Below are 17,298 nucleotides of genomic sequence, written 5' to 3'. Positions count from 1 at the left end.
ACCATGACCGAAGTTAAGAAAGAAGCCGCGGCCGAGCCGATCATTCAGCTGCAGGGCGTGAACAAGTGGTACGGCCAGTTCCACGTGCTCAAGGACATCAACCTCAACGTGCAGCAGGGCGAGCGTATCGTCCTCTGCGGCCCGTCGGGTTCCGGCAAGTCCACCACCATCCGCTGCATCAACCGCCTGGAGGAGCACCAGCAGGGCCGCATCATCGTCGATGGCACCGAGCTGACCAGCGACCTCAAGCACATCGAGGCCATCCGCAGCGAAGTGGGCATGGTGTTCCAGCACTTCAACCTGTTCCCGCACCTGACCGTGCTGCAGAACTGCACCCTGGCGCCGATGTGGGTACGCAAGCTGCCCAAGCGCAAGGCCGAAGAGATCGCCATGCACTTCCTTGAGCGCGTGCGCATCCCCGAGCAGGCGCTCAAGTACCCGGGCCAGCTCTCCGGCGGCCAGCAGCAACGCGTGGCCATCGCCCGCGCCCTGTGCATGAAGCCGAAGATCATGCTGTTCGACGAGCCGACCTCGGCCCTCGACCCGGAAATGGTCAAGGAGGTGCTGGACACCATGGTTGGCTTGGCCCAGGACGGCATGACTATGCTCTGCGTGACCCACGAGATGGGCTTTGCCCGCACCGTGGCGGATCGGGTGATCTTCATGGATCGTGGCGAGATCGTCGAACAGAACGAGCCCAATGCGTTCTTCGACAACCCGCAGAACGAGCGGACCAAGTTGTTCCTCGGCCAGATCCTCCACTGATCTGCGCTGCAGTAAAAAGAAAGGAGCCCTCGGGCTCCTTTTTCTTTGCACGCTATTCGGCGAGCGGCTGGCGCAGGCGCTTGCGGAAGGCCCCCGGCGTCTCGCCACACAGCTGCTTGAACAGCTTGGCGAAGGTGGCGCGATCGGCGTAGCCGACCTGGGCGGCGACCTGTTCCAGCGAGCGCGCCGGGTTGCGCAGTGCACTCTGCGCGGCGCTGATGCGCAGGCGCTGCAGGTAGTCGTTGGGCGTCAGGCCGGTGGCCGCCTTGAAGCGGCGCAGCAGGGTGCGGGTGGAGCAGTTGGCGCGCTCGGCCAGCAGCGCCAGGTCGATGGCCTGGGCGTGGTGCTGCTGCAGCCAGCGCAGTAGCGGGGCGATCAGCGGGTCGTCCTGCCCGGCCATCGGCAGCAACGGGGCGAAGCGGCTCTGGCCGCCGCGCTCGCGCTCCACCACCAGGGCGCCGGCCACGCGTTGCGCCAGCCAGTCGCCGCCATGCACGGCGATCAGGTGCAGGCACAGGTCGAGACCGGCCTGGGCACCGCCGGAGCAGAAGCGATTGTTGTCTTCGGTGAACAACTGGTCGATCTGTAGGCGCACCTTGGGGAAGCGTTGGCGGAAGTTGTCGGCCAGGGCCCAGTGAGTGGTGGCGCGACGGCCGTCCAGCACACCGGAGGCGGCCAGCAGGCAGGCGCTGCTGCACAGGCTGGCCAGTTGCTGGTGCTGTGGGCGAGCGGCCAGCCAGGCGAGTAGGACGGCGTTGTGCTCCAGGGTGCGGTCGAGTGCGCTGCCGGTGGCGGGTATCAGCAGCAGGTCGGCGCGCTCGGCCAGGCTCAGGTCGCCATCCACGCGCAGCTGTGCATAGCCCAGCTGCACCGGCTGGCCGTCGGCGCTGACCCGTTGCAGTTCGAACAGTGCCTCGCCGGCCATTTGGTTGGCCAGGCGGAAGGCGTCATCGGCCATGCTCAGGCTGGAGAGCACGGTCTGCGGGCAGGTGTAGAGGGCTATGCGGATCATCTGGCGATTATTGACACAAAGTTGTCTGTATCGCCAATCGCCAGCCGTCGCTCGCGCGACCATACTCTGCCCATCACAACCCGGAGCAGCGTTGCCATGGCCCACCCCAATGCCGAACTGATCGACCGTTTCTACCAGGCTTTCCAGCGCCAGGATGCCGAGGCCATGGCCGCTTGCTACGCCGACAACATCGAGTTCTCCGACCCGGTATTTCGCGATCTCAAGGGTCGTGATGCCGGCGACATGTGGCGCATGCTCTGCGCCCGCGCCAAGCAGTTCTCCCTGACCTACGAAGTGCTCGAGGCGGATGACCGCCAGGGCCGCGCGCGCTGGGTGGCGACCTACCTGTTCAGCCAGACCGGGCGCATGGTGGAGAACCACATCGAGGCCAGCTTCCGCTTCGAGGGCGGCAAGATCGTCGAGCACCGTGACCGCTTTGACCTGTGGCGCTGGTCCCGCCAGGCCCTGGGCGCCAAGGGCATGCTGCTCGGCTGGCTGGCGCCGGTGCAGAACGCCATTCGCAAGCAGGCCCTGGGCGGGCTGCGTGCCTGGCAGGCCGGGCGCTGACTGGCGTAAGCTCGGCGGCCCCGCATTGCGCTGCCGAGCCATGACCGATACTCCTCCCTCCAAGCCCTGGTCCGTCTACCTGGTGCGTGCCGAGAACGGCGCGCTGTACTGCGGCATCAGCGATGATCCGCAGCGGCGCTTCGAGCAGCACCGGGCTGGCCGCGGCGCGCGCTTCTTTTACTCCAGCCCGGCGCAGGCGCTGGTTTACATCGAGAGCTGCGCGGACAAGAGCGCCGCGCTGCGGCGTGAGCGGGCGATCAAGGCGCTGGCCAAGGCCGCCAAGGAGCGCCTGGTGCAGAGTTGCACCATGCAGGGAACTGATAGCACCCAATCAGTCTGACTGGGTAGGCCATTGCCTGTCCGGGCGTTAAGCTGCCCATCCACTGCCACCGACGCGGAGCCCGTCATGCACGAGTTGATCCTGCACCACTACCCGACTTCACCGTTCGCCGAGAAGGCGCGCCTGCTGCTGGGCTTCAAGCAGCTGTCCTGGCGCTCGGTGATGATCCCGCCGGTGATGCCCAAGCCCGACCTGACCGCGCTGACTGGCGGTTACCGCAAGACCCCGGTGCTGCAGATCGGTGCCGATATCTATTGCGACACCGCGCTGATCGCCCGCCGCCTGGAGGCTGAGAAGAGCGTTCCGGCGCTGTTCCCGGAAGGCCAGGAATTCGTCGTCGCCAGCTTCGCCCAATGGGTCGACTCGGTGGTGTTCCAGCATGCCGTGAGCCTGGTGTTCCAGCCCGAATCCGTGGCACTGCGCTTTGCCAAGCTGCCGCCGGAAGCGGTCAAGGCCTTCATCGCCGACCGTGCTGGGCTGTTCAGCGGCGGTACTGCGACTCGCCTGCCGGCGGAAGTCGCCAAGCACAACTGGCCGAGCATCATGGCGCGCGTCGAGCAGCAACTGGCGCGTGAACAGGGCGGTTTCCTGTTCGGCGAGCCGTCGGTAGCCGACTTCTCCCTGGCCCACTGCCTGTGGTTCCTCAAGGGCACCCCGGTCACCGCGCCGCTGGTCGACGCCTACCCATCGGTCAGCGCCTGGCTGGGTCGCGTGCTGGGCTTCGGCCATGGCGCGCCGAGCGAGCTGAGCGCCGCCGAGGCCATCGAGATCGCCCGTGCGGCCACGCCGGCGGCTCTGCCGAGCGAGCAGTTCGCCGAGCCCAATGGCTTCCAGGCCGGTCAGCAGGTGAAGATCGCCGCGACCGACTACGGCGTCGATCCGGTGGAGGGTGAGCTGGTGTTTGCTGGCGCCGAGGAGCTGATCCTGCGCCGCGAGGACGAGCGCGCGGGCGTCGTGCACGTGCACTTCCCGCGCCTGGGCTTCCGTATCGAAGCTCTGTAAGCAGGAACCAGGGCGGCGCTAGCGCAGCGCCGCCTTGATGCCCTCCGGATTGTAGCCGCGCAGGACGGTGTCGCCGATGGTCATCAGCGGAAAGCCCCGGCCGCCGAGTGCATCGTAGGCGCGGCGGCCTTCGCTGGACTTCTCGATGTCGAACTCGGTGTAGGGAATGCCCTGTTCGGCGAGGAAGCTGCGGGTCTTGGCGCAGTAGCCGCACCAGGCGGTGGCGTAGAGCACCACCGGCGTACTGGCGGCAACTTCCTGCGGCGTCGGCTTCAGGCCGGTGAAGGTCTCGATGCGTTCCCAGTTTTGCCAGGCGGCGAGTGCCGCCAGCAGGACGAAAATCCGTTTGCCCATGTCACTCCTTGCGACGCTTGAGTTGGTCCTTCAGTTGGGTGGGTACCTGGCGAATGATCAGCATGTCGCGCGACTCATCGTATTCGATCTTCGAGCCCAGCAGGTGGGCCTCGAAGCTGATCGACAGGCCCTCGGCGCGGCCGGTGAAGCGGCGGAACTGGTTGAGGGTGCGCTTATCCGCCGGAAATTCCGGGGCCATGCCGTAGTCCTTGTTGCGGATGTGCTCGAAGAAGGCGCGCGGGCGGTCCTCGTCGATCAGCCCGGAGAGCTCGTCGAGGGTGATCGGCTCGCCGATCTTGGCCTGGCTGGTGGCGTAGTCGACCAGCGTCTCGGTCTTGGCGCGAGCCTGCTCCTCGGCCATGTCCTCGCTCTCGACGAAGTCGCTGAAGGCCTTGAGCAGGGTGCGCGTCTCGCTCGGCGCATCCACGCCCTCGTGGCAGCCGATGAAGTCGCGGAAGTAGTCCGAGACCTTCTTGCCGTTCTTGCCCTTGATAAAGGAAATGTACTGCTTGGAGTGGACGTTGTTGCGCCACTCGGAAATGTTGATGCGCGCCGCCAAGTGCAGCTGGCCGAGATCCAGGTGCTTGGCCGGCGCCACGTCCAACGCCTCGGTCACCGCCACGCCTTCGCTGTGGTGCAGCAGGGCGATGGCCAGGTAGTCGGTCATGCCTTGCTGGTAGTGCGCCAGCAGCACGTGGCCGCCAGTCGACAGGTTGGATTCTTCCATCAGCTTCTGCAGCTGTTCGACGGCCTGGCGGCTGAAGGCGGTGAAGTCGCGTTCGCCGTCCAGGTAGGCCTTCAACCAGCCGCTGAACGGGTAGGCGCCGGATTCCTCGTGGAACAGGCCCCAGGCCTTGCCCTGCTTGGCGTTGTAGCTCTCGTTGAGGTCGGCCAGCAGGTTCTCCATGGCCTGAGACGCGGCGAGTTCGGAGTCGCGGGCGTGCAGCACGGCGGGCGAGCCATCGGGCTTCTTGTCGATCAGGTGGACGATGCAGTGGCGGATCGGCATGGGTATCGGTCTTCGGTGGTTCGCGGGAAACAGGGCGAGGAGTCTACCCGACAACGCCGCGCGGCGCGTCGGTCGTCATCCGTGGTGATGGCGATGTGCTGCCATCGTCGGTGAACTGCAGCAATATTTCGAAGAAAAAGTAGCTAACCGCTTCGCTTGCCGGAAAACCGGCGTCTACTGTTCCAGCGTCCACACGACGCAGTAAAGGGACGGTCCGCGGTGGTGCCACAAGTGCCGCCGCATCCATTTGCTCCAAAAACGGAATTGGAGAAAACCCATGCACTACAAGAAAAAGCTGCTGTTCGCCTCGCTTCTCTCCGCCACTGCCGCACCGGCCTTCGCCGGCGCAACCCAGGATCTCTCGCAGGTATTCGACAAGCTCTGGAGCCCGACGCGCCTCGGTCCGCTGGAGTGTCGCGCCGGGCTGCTGAACAGCTCGCCGCTGCTGCTGCCGCGTTGCATGCAGGCGCAGAACACCCAGCAACATCTGCAGATGCTGCACGACGTGGCCCTGGCCAACGGCGGCAACCGCGCCGCCGGCCTGCCGGGCTACGACGGCTCGCTCAACTACGTGAAGGAAACCCTGGAGCGCGCCGGCTACCGCGTCACCCTGCAGGCCTTCCCGTTCAGCGCCTTCTATCCCCAGGGGGCGGGCGTGCTGCAGACGGTGGCACCTGCGCCGGGCAGCTTCGAATGGGAGGTGGACTTCACCTATCTGTCGCAGACCGACGCCGGTGACGTGACTGCTGCCGTGGTGCCGGTGGACATCGCCCTCGGTGCCGGCAACACTTCCACCAGCGGCTGCGAGGCAGAGGACTTCGCCGGCTTCCCGGCCGGCTCCATCGCCCTGCTGCAACGCGGCGCCTGCAACTTCCAGATCAAGGCGGAGAACGCCGCCAATGCCGGCGCCAGGGGCGTGGTGGTGTTCAACCAGGGCGACAGCGAGGACCGCAAGGGCCTGCTCAGCGCCACCCTGGGCGACGCCTATGTCGGCGGCATTCCGGTGCTGTTCACCACCTATGACGTGGGCGTGAGCCTGGCGCAGACCGCCGAGCTGCGCCTGCGCATGGTCACCGACGTGGTGCGTGAGCGCACCCAGACCTACAATCTGGTGGCCGAGTCCAAGCACGGCAACCCGAACAACGTGGTAATGGCCGGTGCGCACCTGGACTCGGTGTACGAGGGTGCTGGCATCAACGACAACGGTTCGGGCAGCGCCGCGTTGTTGGAGCTGGCCGTGCAGCTGCGCAAGGTCAAGCCGACCAACAAGCTGCGCTTCGCCTGGTGGGGCGCCGAGGAGTCGGGGCTGGTGGGCTCGACCTACTACGTTACCCAGTTGCCGCCGGAACAGAAGTCGAAGATCAAGGCGTACCTGAACTTCGACATGATCGCCTCGCCGAACTTCGCCTACTTCGTGTATGACGGCGACGGCTCGGCCTACGGTCTGGAAGGCCCGCCCGGTTCGGCCGCCATCGAGAAGCTGTTCGAGGAGTACTACAAGCTGCGTGGCCTGCCGTTCGAGGGCGACGAGATCACCTTCCGCTCCGACTACGCGCAGTTCTTCACCGATGGCATCGCCTTCGGCGGGCTGTTCACCGGCGCCGAGGTGCTGAAGACCGAGGAGCAGGCCGCGCGCTACGGCGGCACCGCGGGCATCGCCCTCGACCCCTGCTATCACGCGGCCTGTGACAACCTGGGCAACATCGACGAGCGCGCGCTGGAGATCAATGGCGATGCCATGGCCTTCGTCACCAGTTGGCTGTCGCACTCGACCAAGGCCATCGACGACGAGATCGCTGCGAGCCAGGCGGCTCCCAGCCTGAAACGTGCGGCCAAGGCCTACGACATCACCCACTGGGGCAAACACTGGGTCAAGTGATCCAGGCTTGAGCAAAGCCCCGTCAGGCTGGCCCTGGCGGGGCTTTTTTCATGCTGCCGGCTCGGCAGCCTTGCGCCGCTGCACGGCGTGCAGACGTTCGATCATGTAGCGCAGGTGCATGTGCAGCTCGTACAGCTCGCTGGAGTAGGACAGCGGCACCTCGACCCGCGCCAGCTCGTCCTCCAGCTTCTCCAGGCGCTCGATCTCGGCGCCGATGTCGCCATTGAGGCTGCCCTTGTACAGCTGCTGGTCGATCTCGCGCAGGTGCTTGTACCAGCGGTAGATACGCGCGCGGATGCGCCACTGGTAGATCGGCCCGATGGCCTTGAACAGCGGGAACAGCAGCACCAGCAGCGGGATGGCCAGGATGATGTAGCGGTCGGCCAGCGAGGCGATGCGGAACGGCAGATAGCGCTGCAGGATCGGCAGGCCCTTCTCGTAGTAATAGTCGGCCTCGTCCAGGGTATGCAGCGACAGCGGCGGCCGCGCCGGATAGCTGCCGGCAGGGTCGAGCAGACTGCCGTTCTTCAGCACCTCGCGGGCGGCTTCCAGGATCAGCGGAGTCAGCGAGGGGTGGAAGCTCTCACCGGCCACCAGGGTGGCCACCGGGCCGAGGGTGACGATGTCGCGTTCCGGGGTGTTCTGCGCCATGTCGAGCATGCCTTCGCCCACCTCCAGGCGGCTCAGGTAGGGCAGGCGCGCCAGGTAAGCCTCGGTGCGGCGCAGGCTGACCAGGCGCAGCTTGGGCTCGGCGGCCAGGCGCTGGATCAGCGGGTTCTCTGCCGGGCCGACGAAGAAGGCGGCATCCAGCTCGCCAGCGACCAGCGCATCGGCGGCGCGGCTGCCGCCCAGCTGTTGCCAGGGCTTGGGATAGGCACTCGGCTCGATGCGATTGGCGGCGAACAATGCGGCGGTCACCGCCTGGGTGCCGCTGTCTTCCGAGCCGATGGCCAGGCGCAGCTTGAGCAGGTCGGCCAGGCGCTCGAACTTGACCTTGCGCGTGGTGAACAGCCACAGCGGCTCGCGATAGACCACACCGAGGCCGGCCAGCTTGCCGCGTGCCTCGTTGTCTAGGGTCAGCTCCTGGCCGCTCTGGATCAGGGCCAGCTCCACGGAGCCGTCACCCAGCTTGGCCAGGTTGTCGCGCGAGCCCAGGCTCTGCACCAGTTCCAGCTCGAAGCCCTGTTCGGCCAGCTCGTCGCGCAGGCGCTCGGCGAAGGCGTGATAACCGCCGCCCACGGCGCCGGTGGCCATGCGTGCGTGCATCGGTGGCGGCGGGGCGACGAAGTAGAACAGCGCGCCCACCAGGCCGGCGAGCACCGGCACTATCCACAGGTTGGCGAGGATGAGGATTTTCAGGTCGCGGAGAATGCGGCGCATGGTCGGTCCTTGAGGCTATCCCAGGCAGAGGATAGCCGCAGACCACTCAGCTGCGGGAGACCTGTGGCCGCTGTTGGCGTTCGAGCCAGTATCCGATTACCGCGAAGGCAGCGAGCAGGCCCAGGGCATACAGCGCCTCCACGCCGAGGGCCAGCAGTACCAGGGCGCAGAGCAGGGTGCTGAAACCGGCGATCCAGCGCCACACGCCGCGCAGCAGCACCCAGCCGGCAGCCATGCTGAGCAGGTAGACGACGATGAAGTTGCCGTTGGCGTAGCGGATCAGGTCGTCCACCGACAGCTGCAGCACGCTGGCGAGGCTCGCGCACAGGCAGCAGATCAGTACCACCAGCAGCAGCGCGCGCGCCGGCACGCCGTGACGGTTGAGCGGGGCCAGGGAGGCGGGCAGCTTGCCCTCATCGGCCAGGCTCCAGATCAGCCGGGCGAAGCCCTGCACGTAGATGTTCATCGAGGCGAAGCAGGCCAGGTAGCCAACCACGGCGACCAGGGCGCGCGCCTCGTCGCCGAGCAGCATGTGCATCAGGCGCGGCAGCGAGGCGGCGTCGCTGTGCTCGTCGCCGTACACGCCGAAACTCAGTACCGCCACGGAGAAGGCCCAGTACACCAGGCCGGCCAGCAGTACGCCGAGCAGCAGGGCCAGAGGGAAGTCGCGCTCGGGACGCTTGAACTCCTCGCCCAGGTGGGTGAAGGCCTCGATGCCGACGAAGCACCAGAACATCACGCCCAGCGCTCCGGGGATCAGGTGCCAGGATTCACCGACCTCGGGCAGCAGCGGCTGGCTGGCCAGGGGCAGGTCGCCGGCCCACCAGACCAGGCCGACCGTGCCGAGAATCGCCAGGGCGATCAGCCCCTGCACCACGCCGCTGGCGCGGGCCGGGCGCTGGCCGAGCAGGAGCATGGCGCCGAGGGTGGCGAACTGGATCAGCAGCGCGCCGCCGGCGCCGATCGGCAGCAGCGCCTGCCAGAAACCGGTGGCGATGTTCAGCGCGGCAGGCAGGCCCACCGGCAGCACGGCGAGGAACAGGAAGGCGATCAGCCGCTCCATGCGTCCGCCGAAGGCGCGGCCGATCAGGTGCGGGGCGCCACCGGCGTGGGGGAAACGCTTGCCCAGCTGGGCGAAGGTGAAGGCCACCGGCAGCACCAGGGCGATCAGGATCAGCCAGGCCCAGAGCGAGGCAGGGCCGGCAGCGGTGGCGGCCAGTGCCGGCACCACGAAGATGCCGGTGCCGAGCAGCGAGGTGCTCAGCAGTGCCACGCCCTGCAGCAGCCCCAGTTCCTTGTTCAGCCGGCTCATGTTGTATGCTCGCTCCTTCTTTCGATCCCGCCATGTTAAGCGCCCGCTCTGCCGCAGGTCGCCGCCGATCACCGGCAAACTGGCGGAATCCGTAGTCAAACTGCCTGCCGCCGAGAACCACCGTGGACAAGTTCGATCGCCAGATCATCGCCCTGCTGCGCGAGGACGCGCGTACCTCCGTCAGCCAGATCGCCCGCGAGGTCAACCTGTCGCGTTCGGCGGTGAGCGAGCGCATCCGCCAGCTGGAGGAGGGTGGGGTGATCCGTGGCTACCACGCCCAGGTGGCCGAGCCGGGCGCTGGTGGGGTCAAGGCCTTCCTTGAACTGTTCTACAAGGACGGCCGCTGCCAGGACTATGTCGAGCGCATGCGGGCCTACCCGGAAATCCGCCAGTGCTGCGGCATCAGCGGCGAGACCGACATGCTGGTGCAGGTGGAGGCGGCGAGCATGGCGCGCCTGGCCGAGATCCGCGGCGCCATTGAGAGCTTCCCCGGTATGCAGCGGGTGAAGACGCATATGGTCGTCACCGAATGGGTCATGTAGGCGCCTGACCTAGACGGCTCAGTCCCACTCCAGTCTGATCTGCCCGCGGCACAGGTTGGCCAATTGCTCGGCGGCCACCTGCAGTTGCTGCTTGGGCAGCGCCAGGTGCAGCTCCGCGCCATCGGCATCGAAGTGCTCCGCCTCCAGCTGCGCCTGCCAGTCGCCCAGGCGCGCCTTGACCCGCGCTAGCTCGGCGAAGGGCACATGGCAGTGCGCCTGCACGCGTGCCACCAGCTCGACCCGCTCGCCGCCCTGCAGGCACTTGGCCGCGCTGCCGCCATAGGCGCGGGCCAGCCCGCCGGTGCCGAGCTGAATGCCGCCGTACCAGCGGATCACCAGCACCACCACGCGGTCGCAGTCCTGGCCCTCGATGGCGGCGAGGATCGGCCGGCCGGCTGTGCCGCCGGGTTCGCCGTCGTCGCTGAAACGGTACTGCTGGCCACACTTGAAGGCCCAGCAGTTGTGCGAGGCGCCGAGATCCCTGTGCTGCTCGATAAAGGCCAGCGCCTGCTCCGCCGAGTCGACGGGGGCGGCCAGGGCGATGAAGCGGCTCTTGCGGATTTCCTCGCGGTACTCGCAGGGCGCGCTGAGGGTGAAGGCCATCAGCCGACCTGTAGCCAGGCGCGGCGCGCGTTCACGTCATGGAAGGTCCAGGCCAGGAAGCGGCTCTGCTTGTTGCCCTGAGCCATGTCCACCTGGCGGACCTCCACGGCGCCAGCTTGCTGCAGGGCCTTCTGCAGGATCGGCAGGTTGCCGGCCTTGGACACCAGGCTGCTGAACCACAGCACCTGGCCGGACACGGCCGCACTCTCGCGGGCCATGCGCTGCAGGAAAGCGGCCTCGCCACCTGTGCACCACAGCTCGTTGCTCTGCCCGCCGAAGTTGAGCTTGGGCAGCTTGCGCTTGGGGTCGAGCTTGCCGAGGTTCTTCCACTTGCGCGTGCTGCCGCTGGCGGCTTCGGCCGCCGAGGCGTGGAAGGGCGGGTTGCACAGGGTCACGGCGAAGCGTTCCTCGCTGCCCAGCAGGTCGAGGAAGATGTGCTTGGGCTCGTTCTGCTGGCGCAGCTCGATGGCCGCGTCCAGGCCATTGGCGCGGATGATCGCTTGGGCCGAGGCCAGGGCGGCGGGGTCGATGTCCGAGCCGAGGAAACGCCAGCCATAGTCGCTATGGCCGAGCAGCGGGTAGATGCAGTTGGCGCCGGTGCCCACGTCCAGTACGCGGACCTGCTCGCCACGGGGAATTTCGCCGCCGGCGGTCTCGCTCAGCAGGTCGGCCAGGCCGTGCAGGTAGTCGGCGCGGCCGGGAATCGGCGGGCACAGGTAGCCGGCCGGAATGTCCCAATGCTGGATGCCATACAGCTGGCGCAGCAGCGCGCGGTTGAACACCCGCACCGCTTCGGGATCGGCGAAGTCGATGCTCTGCTTGCCGTAGGGGTTGAGGATGACGAAGCGGCCCAGTTCCGGGCTGGCGGCGATCAGCTTGGGGAAGTCGTAGCGCCCCTGGTGGCGGTTGCGCGGGTGCAACTGGCCCTTGGCGACGGCCTTGGGTTGGCGGGGGGGCTGGGCTTTCTGACGCATGACGGGCTGTTCGGCGGGCGGGGCTGGCATTGTCCCACAGACGCTACTTCCAGCCCATCTGCCAGCGCTCGACGTCCTCCAGCTGGTGCCAGTCCAGACGCTCGCTGCGCCCGGTCAGCACGGCCTGCAGGTCGACCGTCAGTACCTCGCCGCTGTCGCTGCGCTGCAGTTCGGTGACCAGGAAGTGCCGCTCGCGATTGCGCGGTGCTCGCGCCGTCCACTTCGACAGCAGCAGCTTGCGCGGATTGATCCGGTCGGGCCTCACTGGCGATGCTCCAGTAGCCGCCGCGCCGCCTCCTGGCCGCTGAGCCAGGCGCCTTCGACCCGCCCGGACAGGCACCAGTCGCCGCAGGCATACAGGCCTAGGTCGGCATCGGCCAGGGCGCCCCACTCATGGGCGCTGGCCGGCCGCGCATAGAGCCAGCGATGGGCCAGGCTGAAGGCCGGGGCGGGCAGGGCGCAGCCGATCAGCTCGGCGAAGGCGCCATGCAGCTGCTCGATCACCGCCTCCTTGGGCAGGTCCAGGTGCTGCTTGCTCCAGGCGCTGGTGGCGTGCAGCACCCAGGTGTCGAAGGCGCCGTCGCGGCCTGGCTTGCTGCGGCTGCGCGCCAGCCAGTCGATGGCGCCGCCCTGCACGAAGCAGGCTTCGACGCGGGTCTCCAGCGGGGTGGCGAAGCCCAGGGCCACGGCCCAGGTCGGCTCCATGATCACTCCGGCGGCGGCGCTGGCCAGCTTGGGCGCAGCGGCCAGAAGGTTGGTCGCCTGTGGCGCCGGGGTGGCGATGATCACGCTGCTGTAGGGGCCGTGGCTGTTGCCGTCGGCGTCCTGCAGGCCCCAGTGCTGTTCGCCGCGGAACACCTCGGTGATGCGGCAGGAGAAGTGCACCGGCAGGGCGCCGAGCAGCGCGCGGCTGATGGCGCTCATGCGCGGCGTGCCGACCCAGCGCACCTGCTCGTCGGGCGAGGGCAGCAGGCCGTTCTCGTTGTAATGGTAGAGCTGCGGGTCCCACTCGGCGACCCAGCCGCGCGCCTGCCACTGCTGCACCACCTCGACGAAGCGGCGGTCGCGGGCGGTGAAGTACTGCGCGCCGAGGTCCAGCGAGCCGGCGTCGCTACGCTTGCTGGCCATGCGCCCGCCGCTGCCGCGGCCCTTGTCGAACAGTTCGACCTCCAGCCCTGCTGCATGCAGGGCCTGGGCGGCGGAGAGTCCCGCCAGGCCGGTACCGATTATTGCGATGGGTGCGTTCATGATGGGCCTCGTTTCCCTGAACCGGTCGCTTCTCGGAGCGATGTACTGCCGGTTACAAGTTGGACACGCATTTGGGGGTACCCATCTCACGTATTTGTACGTGAGCCTGCTGAAACTGGGACGGCAGCCCGGCCGGAAAAAGGCACGTTGCACCGTCATGATTCAGACTAGGTGGTGACGGGTGGTTAACGCCATGCGAGGAGGATGCCGTGCACATTTTGCTGACTGGCGGTACAGGTCTGATCGGCCGGGCCCTGTGTCGACACTGGTTGCCCCAGGGCCACCAGCTGACCGTGTGGAGCCGCACGCCCGAACGCGTCGCCGGGCTGTGCGGCGCGGCGGTACGCGGGATTGGCCGCCTCGAGGAGTATGACGACGGCCCGCTGGATGCGGTGATCAACCTGGCCGGCGCGCCCATCGCCGACCGGCCCTGGACGCACAAGCGCAAGGCCCTGCTGTGGGCCAGTCGCGTCACGCTCACCGAACAGCTGCTGGCCTGGCTGGAGGCCCGCGACCACCGGCCGCAGGTGCTGATCTCCGGTTCCGCCGTAGGCTGGTACGGCGATGGCGGCGAGCGTGAGCTGCACGAGGACAGCCCGCCGGTGGTCGAGGACTTCGCCGCCCAGCTGTGCGGCGCCTGGGAGGAAACCGCCCAGCGCGCGGGCGAGCTGGGCATGCGCGTGGTGCTGCTGCGCACCGGGCTGGTCCTGGCTGGCGACGGCGGTTTCCTCAAACGCATGCTGCCGCCGTTTCGCCTGGGCCTGGGCGGGCCGATCGGCAATGGCCGGCAATGGATGCCATGGATTCACCTGCGCGATGAAATCGGCCTGATCGATTTTCTCTTGCAGCGGGAAGACGCCAGCGGTCCCTATAATGCCTGCGCGCCGCAGCCGGCCCGGAACAAGGCGTTCGCCCGTGCCCTTGGCCGCGTGCTGCACCGCCCGGCGCTGCTGCCGTTGCCCGGGCCGTTGCTCAGGCTGGGCCTGGGCGAGCTGTCCGGGTTGCTGCTCGGCGGGCAGAAGGCCATGCCGCAGCGGGCCCTGGCCGCCGGCTACGAATTTCGTTTCACTGATCTCGACTCGGCCCTGGCCGACCTGTTCAAGGACACCGCATGACCGATCATGCCCTGCTGTTGATCAATCTCGGTTCGCCGGCTTCTACCTCGGTGGCCGACGTGCGTCGCTATCTAAACCAGTTCCTCATGGACCCCTACGTGGTCGACCTGCCCTGGCCGCTGCGCCGGCTGCTGGTGTCGCTGATCCTGGTCAAGCGCCCGGCCGAATCGGCGCACGCCTACTCGTCGATCTGGTGGGAGGGCGGCTCGCCGCTGATCGTGCTCAGCCGCCGCCTGCAGCAGGCGATGGTGCCGCACTGGCCGCATGGCCCGGTGGAGCTGGCCATGCGCTACGGCGAGCCGGCGATTGCCGGCGTGCTCAATCGCCTGGTGGCCCAGGGCGTGCGCAAGGTGACCCTGGCGCCGCTCTACCCGCAGTTCGCCGACAGCACCACCACCACCGCGCTGGAAGAAGTGCGCCGGGTGGCGCGCGAGCAGAACCTGCCGCTGCAGTTCGCCAGCCTGCAGCCGTTCTACGCCGAGCCGGAATACGTCGACGCCCTGGTGGCCAGCGCCAAGCCGCACCTGGAGCAGGATTTCGACCACCTGCTGCTGAGCTTCCACGGCCTGCCCGAGCGCCACATTCGCAAGCTGGTGAAAGATCCGAACCACAGCCTGACCTCGACCAGTAGCGAGGGCGTCAGCGCCGAGACCCTGGCCGTCTGCTACCGCAGCCAGTGCCTGCGCAGCGCCGAGCTGTTTGCCGAGCGCGCCGGGCTGCCGGCGGGCAAGTGGTCGGTGTCGTTCCAGTCGCGCCTGGGTCGTGCCAAGTGGATCGAGCCCTACACCGAGGCGCGCCTGGACGAGCTGGGCAAGGCCGGGGTGAAGAAGCTGCTGGTGATGTGCCCGGCCTTCGTCGCCGACTGCATCGAGACCCTGGAAGAAATCGGCCAGCGCGGCCAGGAGCAGTTCCGCGAAGCCGGTGGCGAGGAGCTGGTGCTGGTGCCCTGCCTGAACGACCACCCGCAGTGGGTCGAGGCACTGAAGGTGCTGTGCGAGAGGGCGCCGCTGGCGAACTAGAAATGCAGATCGTCGCCGCAGCGCTGGCCCTGCTGGCGCTGGCTCTCGATGTACAAGCCGCAGAGCTGCGCGTGTGCCAGCACGACGCCGGGCGCTATGCCTATCGCATCGAGCTGGCCAACCTGATCCTGGCGCGTACGGCAGCCACCCATGGTGAGCTGCATATCGCGCCGGCTCTGGTCGAGGACCCGCCACAGGAGCGCTGCCTGTTGCAGTTGCGCGACGGCGAGGTGGACCTGGCCTACGTGCCGCCCAATGCCGAGCGCCTGCAGCAGTTCGACATGCTGCCCTTCGACATCCATGCCGGCATGCTCGGCTACCGCCTGCTGCTGATCCGCCGCGAAGACGCACCGCGCTTCGCTCAGGTACGCACCCTGGATGACCTGCGCCAGTTGCGCGGTGGCTTCGTCAGCCAGTGGAGTGATTTCTCGGTATTCGCTCTCAACGGCCTGCCGGTGGTCGGCACACCACGCCCGGAGAACCTGCTGGCGATGCTCGATGGCCACCGCTTCGACTACTACCACCGGGCGCCGCACGAAGTCTGGGCGGAGATCGATGACGTAGCGGCGCAGTATCCGCAGCTGATGGTCGAGCCGAGCCTGGCGCTGGTCTACCCGTTGCCGGTGTACTTCGCCTTCAATCGGCAGAATATCGAGCTGCGCGAGCGCTTCGAGGATGGCCTGCGCCTGATCCAGCTCGATGGCAGCTTCCAGCAGTTGCTGTTCCGTCATTTCGGCAAGGAGCTGGAGCGCAGCCGTCTGCACGAGCGACGCCTGCTGATTCTCGGCAACGATCTGCCGGAAGGTTTGCCCGCGCCTGACAGCCGTTTCTGGCTGCAGCGCTAGGCAGGAGGGCTGAGGGGCGCTGGAGTGCCGAGGGCGGCGTTTCCGAGTTGAACGTGGGGGTGAGTTATCACCGGGCAATAAAAACGGAGGCCGAGGCCTCCGTTTTTATTGCTGCGATGCAGCAGTGTTTACAGCACTTCGAACAGACCGGCAGCGCCCATGCCGCCGCCGACGCACATGGTCACGACCACGTACTTCACGCCGCGGCGCTTACCTTCCAGCAGGGCGTGGCCGACCATGCGCGCGCCGCTCATGCCGTAGGGGTGGCCGATGGCAATGGCGCCGCCGTTGACGTTGAGCTTGGCCGGGTCGATGCCGAGCTTCTGCGCGCTGTACAGCACCTGGCAGGCGAAGGCTTCGTTGAGCTCCCACAGGCCGATGTCATCGACGCTCAGGCCGTGCTGCTTGAGCAGTTTCGGTACGGCGAACACCGGGCCGATGCCCATCTCTTCCGGGGCCAGGCCGGCTACGGCGATACCGCGGTACAGGCCCAGCGGCTGGATGCCGCGCTGGGCGGCCAGGGCGCCGCTCATCAGCACGCTGGCGCTGGCACCGTCGGACAGCTGGCTGGCGTTGCCGGCGGTGATGCAGCCGCCTTCGATGACCGGCTTGAGGTTCTGCAGGTCGCCGAGCACGGTCTGTGGGCGGTTGCCTTCGTCGAGGCTGAGGGTGACGTCTTCGAAGCTGACGGCGCCGGTTTCCTTGTCGACCAGTTTCTTGCGTGCGGTGACCGGCACGATTTCATTGGCGAACAGGCCGGCGGCCTGGGCGGCGGCGGTGCGCTGCTGCGACAGGAAGCCGTATTCGTCCTGGGCCTCGCGGCTGATGTTGTAGCGCTTGGCGACGATCTCGGCGGTCTGCAGCATCGGCATGTAGGCATGCTCGGCCATCTTCACCACGGCCGGATCGTAGTCGGCGCCGGACCATTTCATGTGGGTGTTCTGCACCAGGCTGATCTGCTCCTGGCCGGCACCGACGGTGACGGCCATGCCGTCGACCATGATCTGCTTGGCGGCGATGGAGATGGCCATCAGGCCGGAGGCGCACTGGCGGTCGATGGTCTGGCCGCTGACCGACAGCGGCAGGCCGGCGGCCAGGGCGGACAGGCGCGCCAGGTTGATCGCGGCGGTACCGCCCTGCATGGCGGTGCCCATCACCAGGTCTTCGATCTCGCCCGGCTCGATGCCGGCGCGCTCGACCGCGGCGCGGATGGCCACGGCGCTCATGGACGGCGACTTGAGGTCGTTGAAGGCGCCACGGAAGGCCTTGGCGATCGGCGTACGGGCTGTGGAAACGATGACGGCGTCTTGCATGGCGAAATTCTCCTGTTGT

The 17,298-nt window shown here is 67.5% G+C and carries 19 protein-coding genes; 9 read left to right on the top strand and 10 right to left on the bottom strand.

What is annotated here, in order from left to right:
• Nucleotides 1–3 precede the first annotated feature (3 nt).
• A complete protein-coding gene (locus tag PTT45_RS02110) occupies nucleotides 4–765 on the top strand; it encodes an amino acid ABC transporter ATP-binding protein (RefSeq protein WP_273811259.1) in 762 nt (253 codons plus the stop codon).
• A gap of 52 nt (nucleotides 766–817) precedes the next feature.
• Here the strand turns inward: PTT45_RS02110 and PTT45_RS02105 are convergent, their stop codons facing one another.
• Nucleotides 818–1,777, bottom strand: a complete 960-nt coding sequence (locus PTT45_RS02105) for a GlxA family transcriptional regulator (protein ID WP_273811258.1) — start codon at nucleotides 1,775–1,777, stop codon at nucleotides 818–820.
• Between the two features lie 96 nt (nucleotides 1,778–1,873).
• Here PTT45_RS02105 and PTT45_RS02100 point away from each other — a divergent pair, with 96 nt between their 5' ends.
• The 3 genes from PTT45_RS02100 (at nucleotide 1,874) to PTT45_RS02090 (ending at nucleotide 3,686) form a co-directional block, all read left to right on the top strand.
• Complete coding sequence (locus tag PTT45_RS02100; RefSeq protein ID WP_273811257.1) at nucleotides 1,874–2,344, top strand: nuclear transport factor 2 family protein; 471 nt, start codon at nucleotides 1,874–1,876, stop codon at nucleotides 2,342–2,344.
• 40 nt (nucleotides 2,345–2,384) lie between these two features.
• On the top strand, nucleotides 2,385–2,684 hold the full coding sequence (locus PTT45_RS02095) for a GIY-YIG nuclease family protein (protein ID WP_273811256.1): 300 nt from the start codon (nucleotides 2,385–2,387) through the stop codon (nucleotides 2,682–2,684).
• Between the two features lie 66 nt (nucleotides 2,685–2,750).
• Nucleotides 2,751–3,686, top strand: coding sequence for a glutathione S-transferase family protein (locus PTT45_RS02090; RefSeq protein ID WP_273811255.1), 936 nt, complete (start codon nucleotides 2,751–2,753; stop codon nucleotides 3,684–3,686).
• A gap of 18 nt (nucleotides 3,687–3,704) precedes the next feature.
• Here PTT45_RS02090 and PTT45_RS02085 read toward each other — a convergent pair whose 3' ends face one another.
• A complete protein-coding gene (locus tag PTT45_RS02085; protein ID WP_273811254.1) occupies nucleotides 3,705–4,040 on the bottom strand; it encodes a glutaredoxin family protein in 336 nt (111 codons plus the stop codon).
• A 1-nt stretch (nucleotide 4,041) separates the two neighbouring features.
• On the bottom strand, nucleotides 4,042–5,049 hold the full coding sequence (gene yejK, locus PTT45_RS02080; protein WP_273811253.1) for a nucleoid-associated protein YejK: 1,008 nt from the start codon (nucleotides 5,047–5,049) through the stop codon (nucleotides 4,042–4,044).
• Nucleotides 5,050–5,326: 277 nt separating this feature from the next.
• On the opposite strand from yejK, the gene PTT45_RS02075 reads away from it, so the two are divergent.
• The gene (locus tag PTT45_RS02075) at nucleotides 5,327–6,928 is read left to right on the top strand and encodes a M28 family metallopeptidase (RefSeq protein ID WP_273811251.1); all 1,602 of its coding nucleotides are present in this window, start codon (nucleotides 5,327–5,329) and stop codon (nucleotides 6,926–6,928) included.
• 48 nt (nucleotides 6,929–6,976) lie between these two features.
• Here the strand turns inward: PTT45_RS02075 and PTT45_RS02070 are convergent, their stop codons facing one another.
• Together PTT45_RS02070 and yjeH are read right to left on the bottom strand one after the other, a co-directional pair.
• A complete protein-coding gene (locus PTT45_RS02070; RefSeq protein ID WP_273811249.1) occupies nucleotides 6,977–8,308 on the bottom strand; it encodes a TAXI family TRAP transporter solute-binding subunit in 1,332 nt (443 codons plus the stop codon).
• Between the two features lie 46 nt (nucleotides 8,309–8,354).
• Nucleotides 8,355–9,620 (bottom strand): L-methionine/branched-chain amino acid transporter, encoded by a 1,266-nt coding sequence (gene yjeH / locus PTT45_RS02065; RefSeq protein ID WP_273811247.1) that lies wholly within the window; start codon nucleotides 9,618–9,620, stop codon nucleotides 8,355–8,357.
• A gap of 122 nt (nucleotides 9,621–9,742) precedes the next feature.
• Here yjeH and PTT45_RS02060 point away from each other — a divergent pair, with 122 nt between their 5' ends.
• Nucleotides 9,743–10,162, top strand: coding sequence for an Lrp/AsnC family transcriptional regulator (locus PTT45_RS02060; protein WP_273811246.1), 420 nt, complete (start codon nucleotides 9,743–9,745; stop codon nucleotides 10,160–10,162).
• An 18-nt stretch (nucleotides 10,163–10,180) separates the two neighbouring features.
• On the opposite strand, the gene PTT45_RS02055 is transcribed toward PTT45_RS02060, so the two are convergent.
• The 4 genes from PTT45_RS02055 to PTT45_RS02040 are packed head-to-tail and all read right to left on the bottom strand — an operon-like array spanning nucleotide 10,181 to nucleotide 12,987.
• Nucleotides 10,181–10,765 (bottom strand): IMPACT family protein, encoded by a 585-nt coding sequence (locus tag PTT45_RS02055; protein WP_273811244.1) that lies wholly within the window; start codon nucleotides 10,763–10,765, stop codon nucleotides 10,181–10,183.
• Complete coding sequence (gene rlmF, locus PTT45_RS02050; RefSeq protein ID WP_443218140.1) at nucleotides 10,765–11,769, bottom strand: 23S rRNA (adenine(1618)-N(6))-methyltransferase RlmF; 1,005 nt, start codon at nucleotides 11,767–11,769, stop codon at nucleotides 10,765–10,767. The genes PTT45_RS02055 and rlmF overlap by 1 nt, the downstream gene beginning before the upstream one ends.
• A 13-nt stretch (nucleotides 11,770–11,782) precedes the next feature.
• Nucleotides 11,783–12,004 (bottom strand): TIGR02450 family Trp-rich protein, encoded by a 222-nt coding sequence (locus tag PTT45_RS02045; protein WP_273811242.1) that lies wholly within the window; start codon nucleotides 12,002–12,004, stop codon nucleotides 11,783–11,785.
• Nucleotides 12,001–12,987: an NAD(P)/FAD-dependent oxidoreductase gene (locus tag PTT45_RS02040; protein WP_273811241.1), complete on the bottom strand. Its 987-nt coding sequence runs from the start codon at nucleotides 12,985–12,987 to the stop codon at nucleotides 12,001–12,003. The genes PTT45_RS02045 and PTT45_RS02040 overlap by 4 nt, the downstream gene beginning before the upstream one ends.
• A gap of 209 nt (nucleotides 12,988–13,196) precedes the next feature.
• Here PTT45_RS02040 and PTT45_RS02035 point away from each other — a divergent pair, with 209 nt between their 5' ends.
• Genes PTT45_RS02035 through PTT45_RS02025 form a run of 3 tightly spaced genes read left to right on the top strand, consistent with a single transcriptional unit; the run spans nucleotide 13,197 to nucleotide 15,966 of the window.
• Nucleotides 13,197–14,102: a TIGR01777 family oxidoreductase gene (locus tag PTT45_RS02035; protein ID WP_273811240.1), complete on the top strand. Its 906-nt coding sequence runs from the start codon at nucleotides 13,197–13,199 to the stop codon at nucleotides 14,100–14,102.
• Nucleotides 14,099–15,121 (top strand): ferrochelatase, encoded by a 1,023-nt coding sequence (hemH, locus tag PTT45_RS02030; RefSeq protein WP_273811239.1) that lies wholly within the window; start codon nucleotides 14,099–14,101, stop codon nucleotides 15,119–15,121. Before PTT45_RS02035 ends, hemH begins: the two co-directional genes overlap by 4 nt.
• A 2-nt stretch (nucleotides 15,122–15,123) precedes the next feature.
• Nucleotides 15,124–15,966, top strand: a complete 843-nt coding sequence (locus PTT45_RS02025; protein ID WP_273811238.1) for a substrate-binding periplasmic protein — start codon at nucleotides 15,124–15,126, stop codon at nucleotides 15,964–15,966.
• Between the two features lie 128 nt (nucleotides 15,967–16,094).
• On the opposite strand, the gene PTT45_RS02020 is transcribed toward PTT45_RS02025, so the two are convergent.
• Nucleotides 16,095–17,279: an acetyl-CoA C-acyltransferase gene (locus PTT45_RS02020; RefSeq protein WP_273811237.1), complete on the bottom strand. Its 1,185-nt coding sequence runs from the start codon at nucleotides 17,277–17,279 to the stop codon at nucleotides 16,095–16,097.
• Between the last annotated feature and the right edge of the window lie 19 nt (nucleotides 17,280–17,298).

It is taken from the genome of Pseudomonas sp. Gutcm_11s, assembly GCF_028649395.1.
GTDB lineage: Bacteria > Pseudomonadota > Gammaproteobacteria > Pseudomonadales > Pseudomonadaceae > Aquipseudomonas.
The sequence above is the reverse complement of the archived record's forward strand: the minus strand, read 5'-3'. Positions and strand labels throughout refer to the sequence as shown.

What these genes read in the sequence shown, in the direction of transcription:
- PTT45_RS02110 (WP_273811259.1), top strand. Translation starts at nt 4, where the DNA reads ATGACCGAAGTTAAGAAAGAAGCCGCGGCCGAGCCGATCATTCAGCTG.
- PTT45_RS02100 (WP_273811257.1), top strand. Translation starts at nt 1,874, where the DNA reads ATGGCCCACCCCAATGCCGAACTGATCGACCGTTTCTACCAGGCTTTC.
- PTT45_RS02025 (WP_273811238.1), top strand. Translation starts at nt 15,124, where the DNA reads ATGCAGATCGTCGCCGCAGCGCTGGCCCTGCTGGCGCTGGCTCTCGAT.
- PTT45_RS02020 (WP_273811237.1), bottom strand. Translation starts at nt 17,279, where the DNA reads ATGCAAGACGCCGTCATCGTTTCCACAGCCCGTACGCCGATCGCCAAG.
- yjeH (WP_273811247.1), bottom strand. Translation starts at nt 9,620, where the DNA reads ATGAGCCGGCTGAACAAGGAACTGGGGCTGCTGCAGGGCGTGGCACTG.
- hemH (WP_273811239.1), top strand. Translation starts at nt 14,099, where the DNA reads ATGACCGATCATGCCCTGCTGTTGATCAATCTCGGTTCGCCGGCTTCT.
- PTT45_RS02105 (WP_273811258.1), bottom strand. Translation starts at nt 1,777, where the DNA reads ATGATCCGCATAGCCCTCTACACCTGCCCGCAGACCGTGCTCTCCAGC.
- PTT45_RS02095 (WP_273811256.1), top strand. Translation starts at nt 2,385, where the DNA reads ATGACCGATACTCCTCCCTCCAAGCCCTGGTCCGTCTACCTGGTGCGT.
- PTT45_RS02040 (WP_273811241.1), bottom strand. Translation starts at nt 12,987, where the DNA reads ATGAACGCACCCATCGCAATAATCGGTACCGGCCTGGCGGGACTCTCC.
- PTT45_RS02075 (WP_273811251.1), top strand. Translation starts at nt 5,327, where the DNA reads ATGCACTACAAGAAAAAGCTGCTGTTCGCCTCGCTTCTCTCCGCCACT.
- PTT45_RS02090 (WP_273811255.1), top strand. Translation starts at nt 2,751, where the DNA reads ATGCACGAGTTGATCCTGCACCACTACCCGACTTCACCGTTCGCCGAG.
- PTT45_RS02055 (WP_273811244.1), bottom strand. Translation starts at nt 10,765, where the DNA reads ATGGCCTTCACCCTCAGCGCGCCCTGCGAGTACCGCGAGGAAATCCGC.
- yejK (WP_273811253.1), bottom strand. Translation starts at nt 5,049, where the DNA reads ATGCCGATCCGCCACTGCATCGTCCACCTGATCGACAAGAAGCCCGAT.
- rlmF (WP_443218140.1), bottom strand. Translation starts at nt 11,769, where the DNA reads ATGCCAGCCCCGCCCGCCGAACAGCCCGTCATGCGTCAGAAAGCCCAG.
- PTT45_RS02070 (WP_273811249.1), bottom strand. Translation starts at nt 8,308, where the DNA reads ATGCGCCGCATTCTCCGCGACCTGAAAATCCTCATCCTCGCCAACCTG.
- PTT45_RS02085 (WP_273811254.1), bottom strand. Translation starts at nt 4,040, where the DNA reads ATGGGCAAACGGATTTTCGTCCTGCTGGCGGCACTCGCCGCCTGGCAA.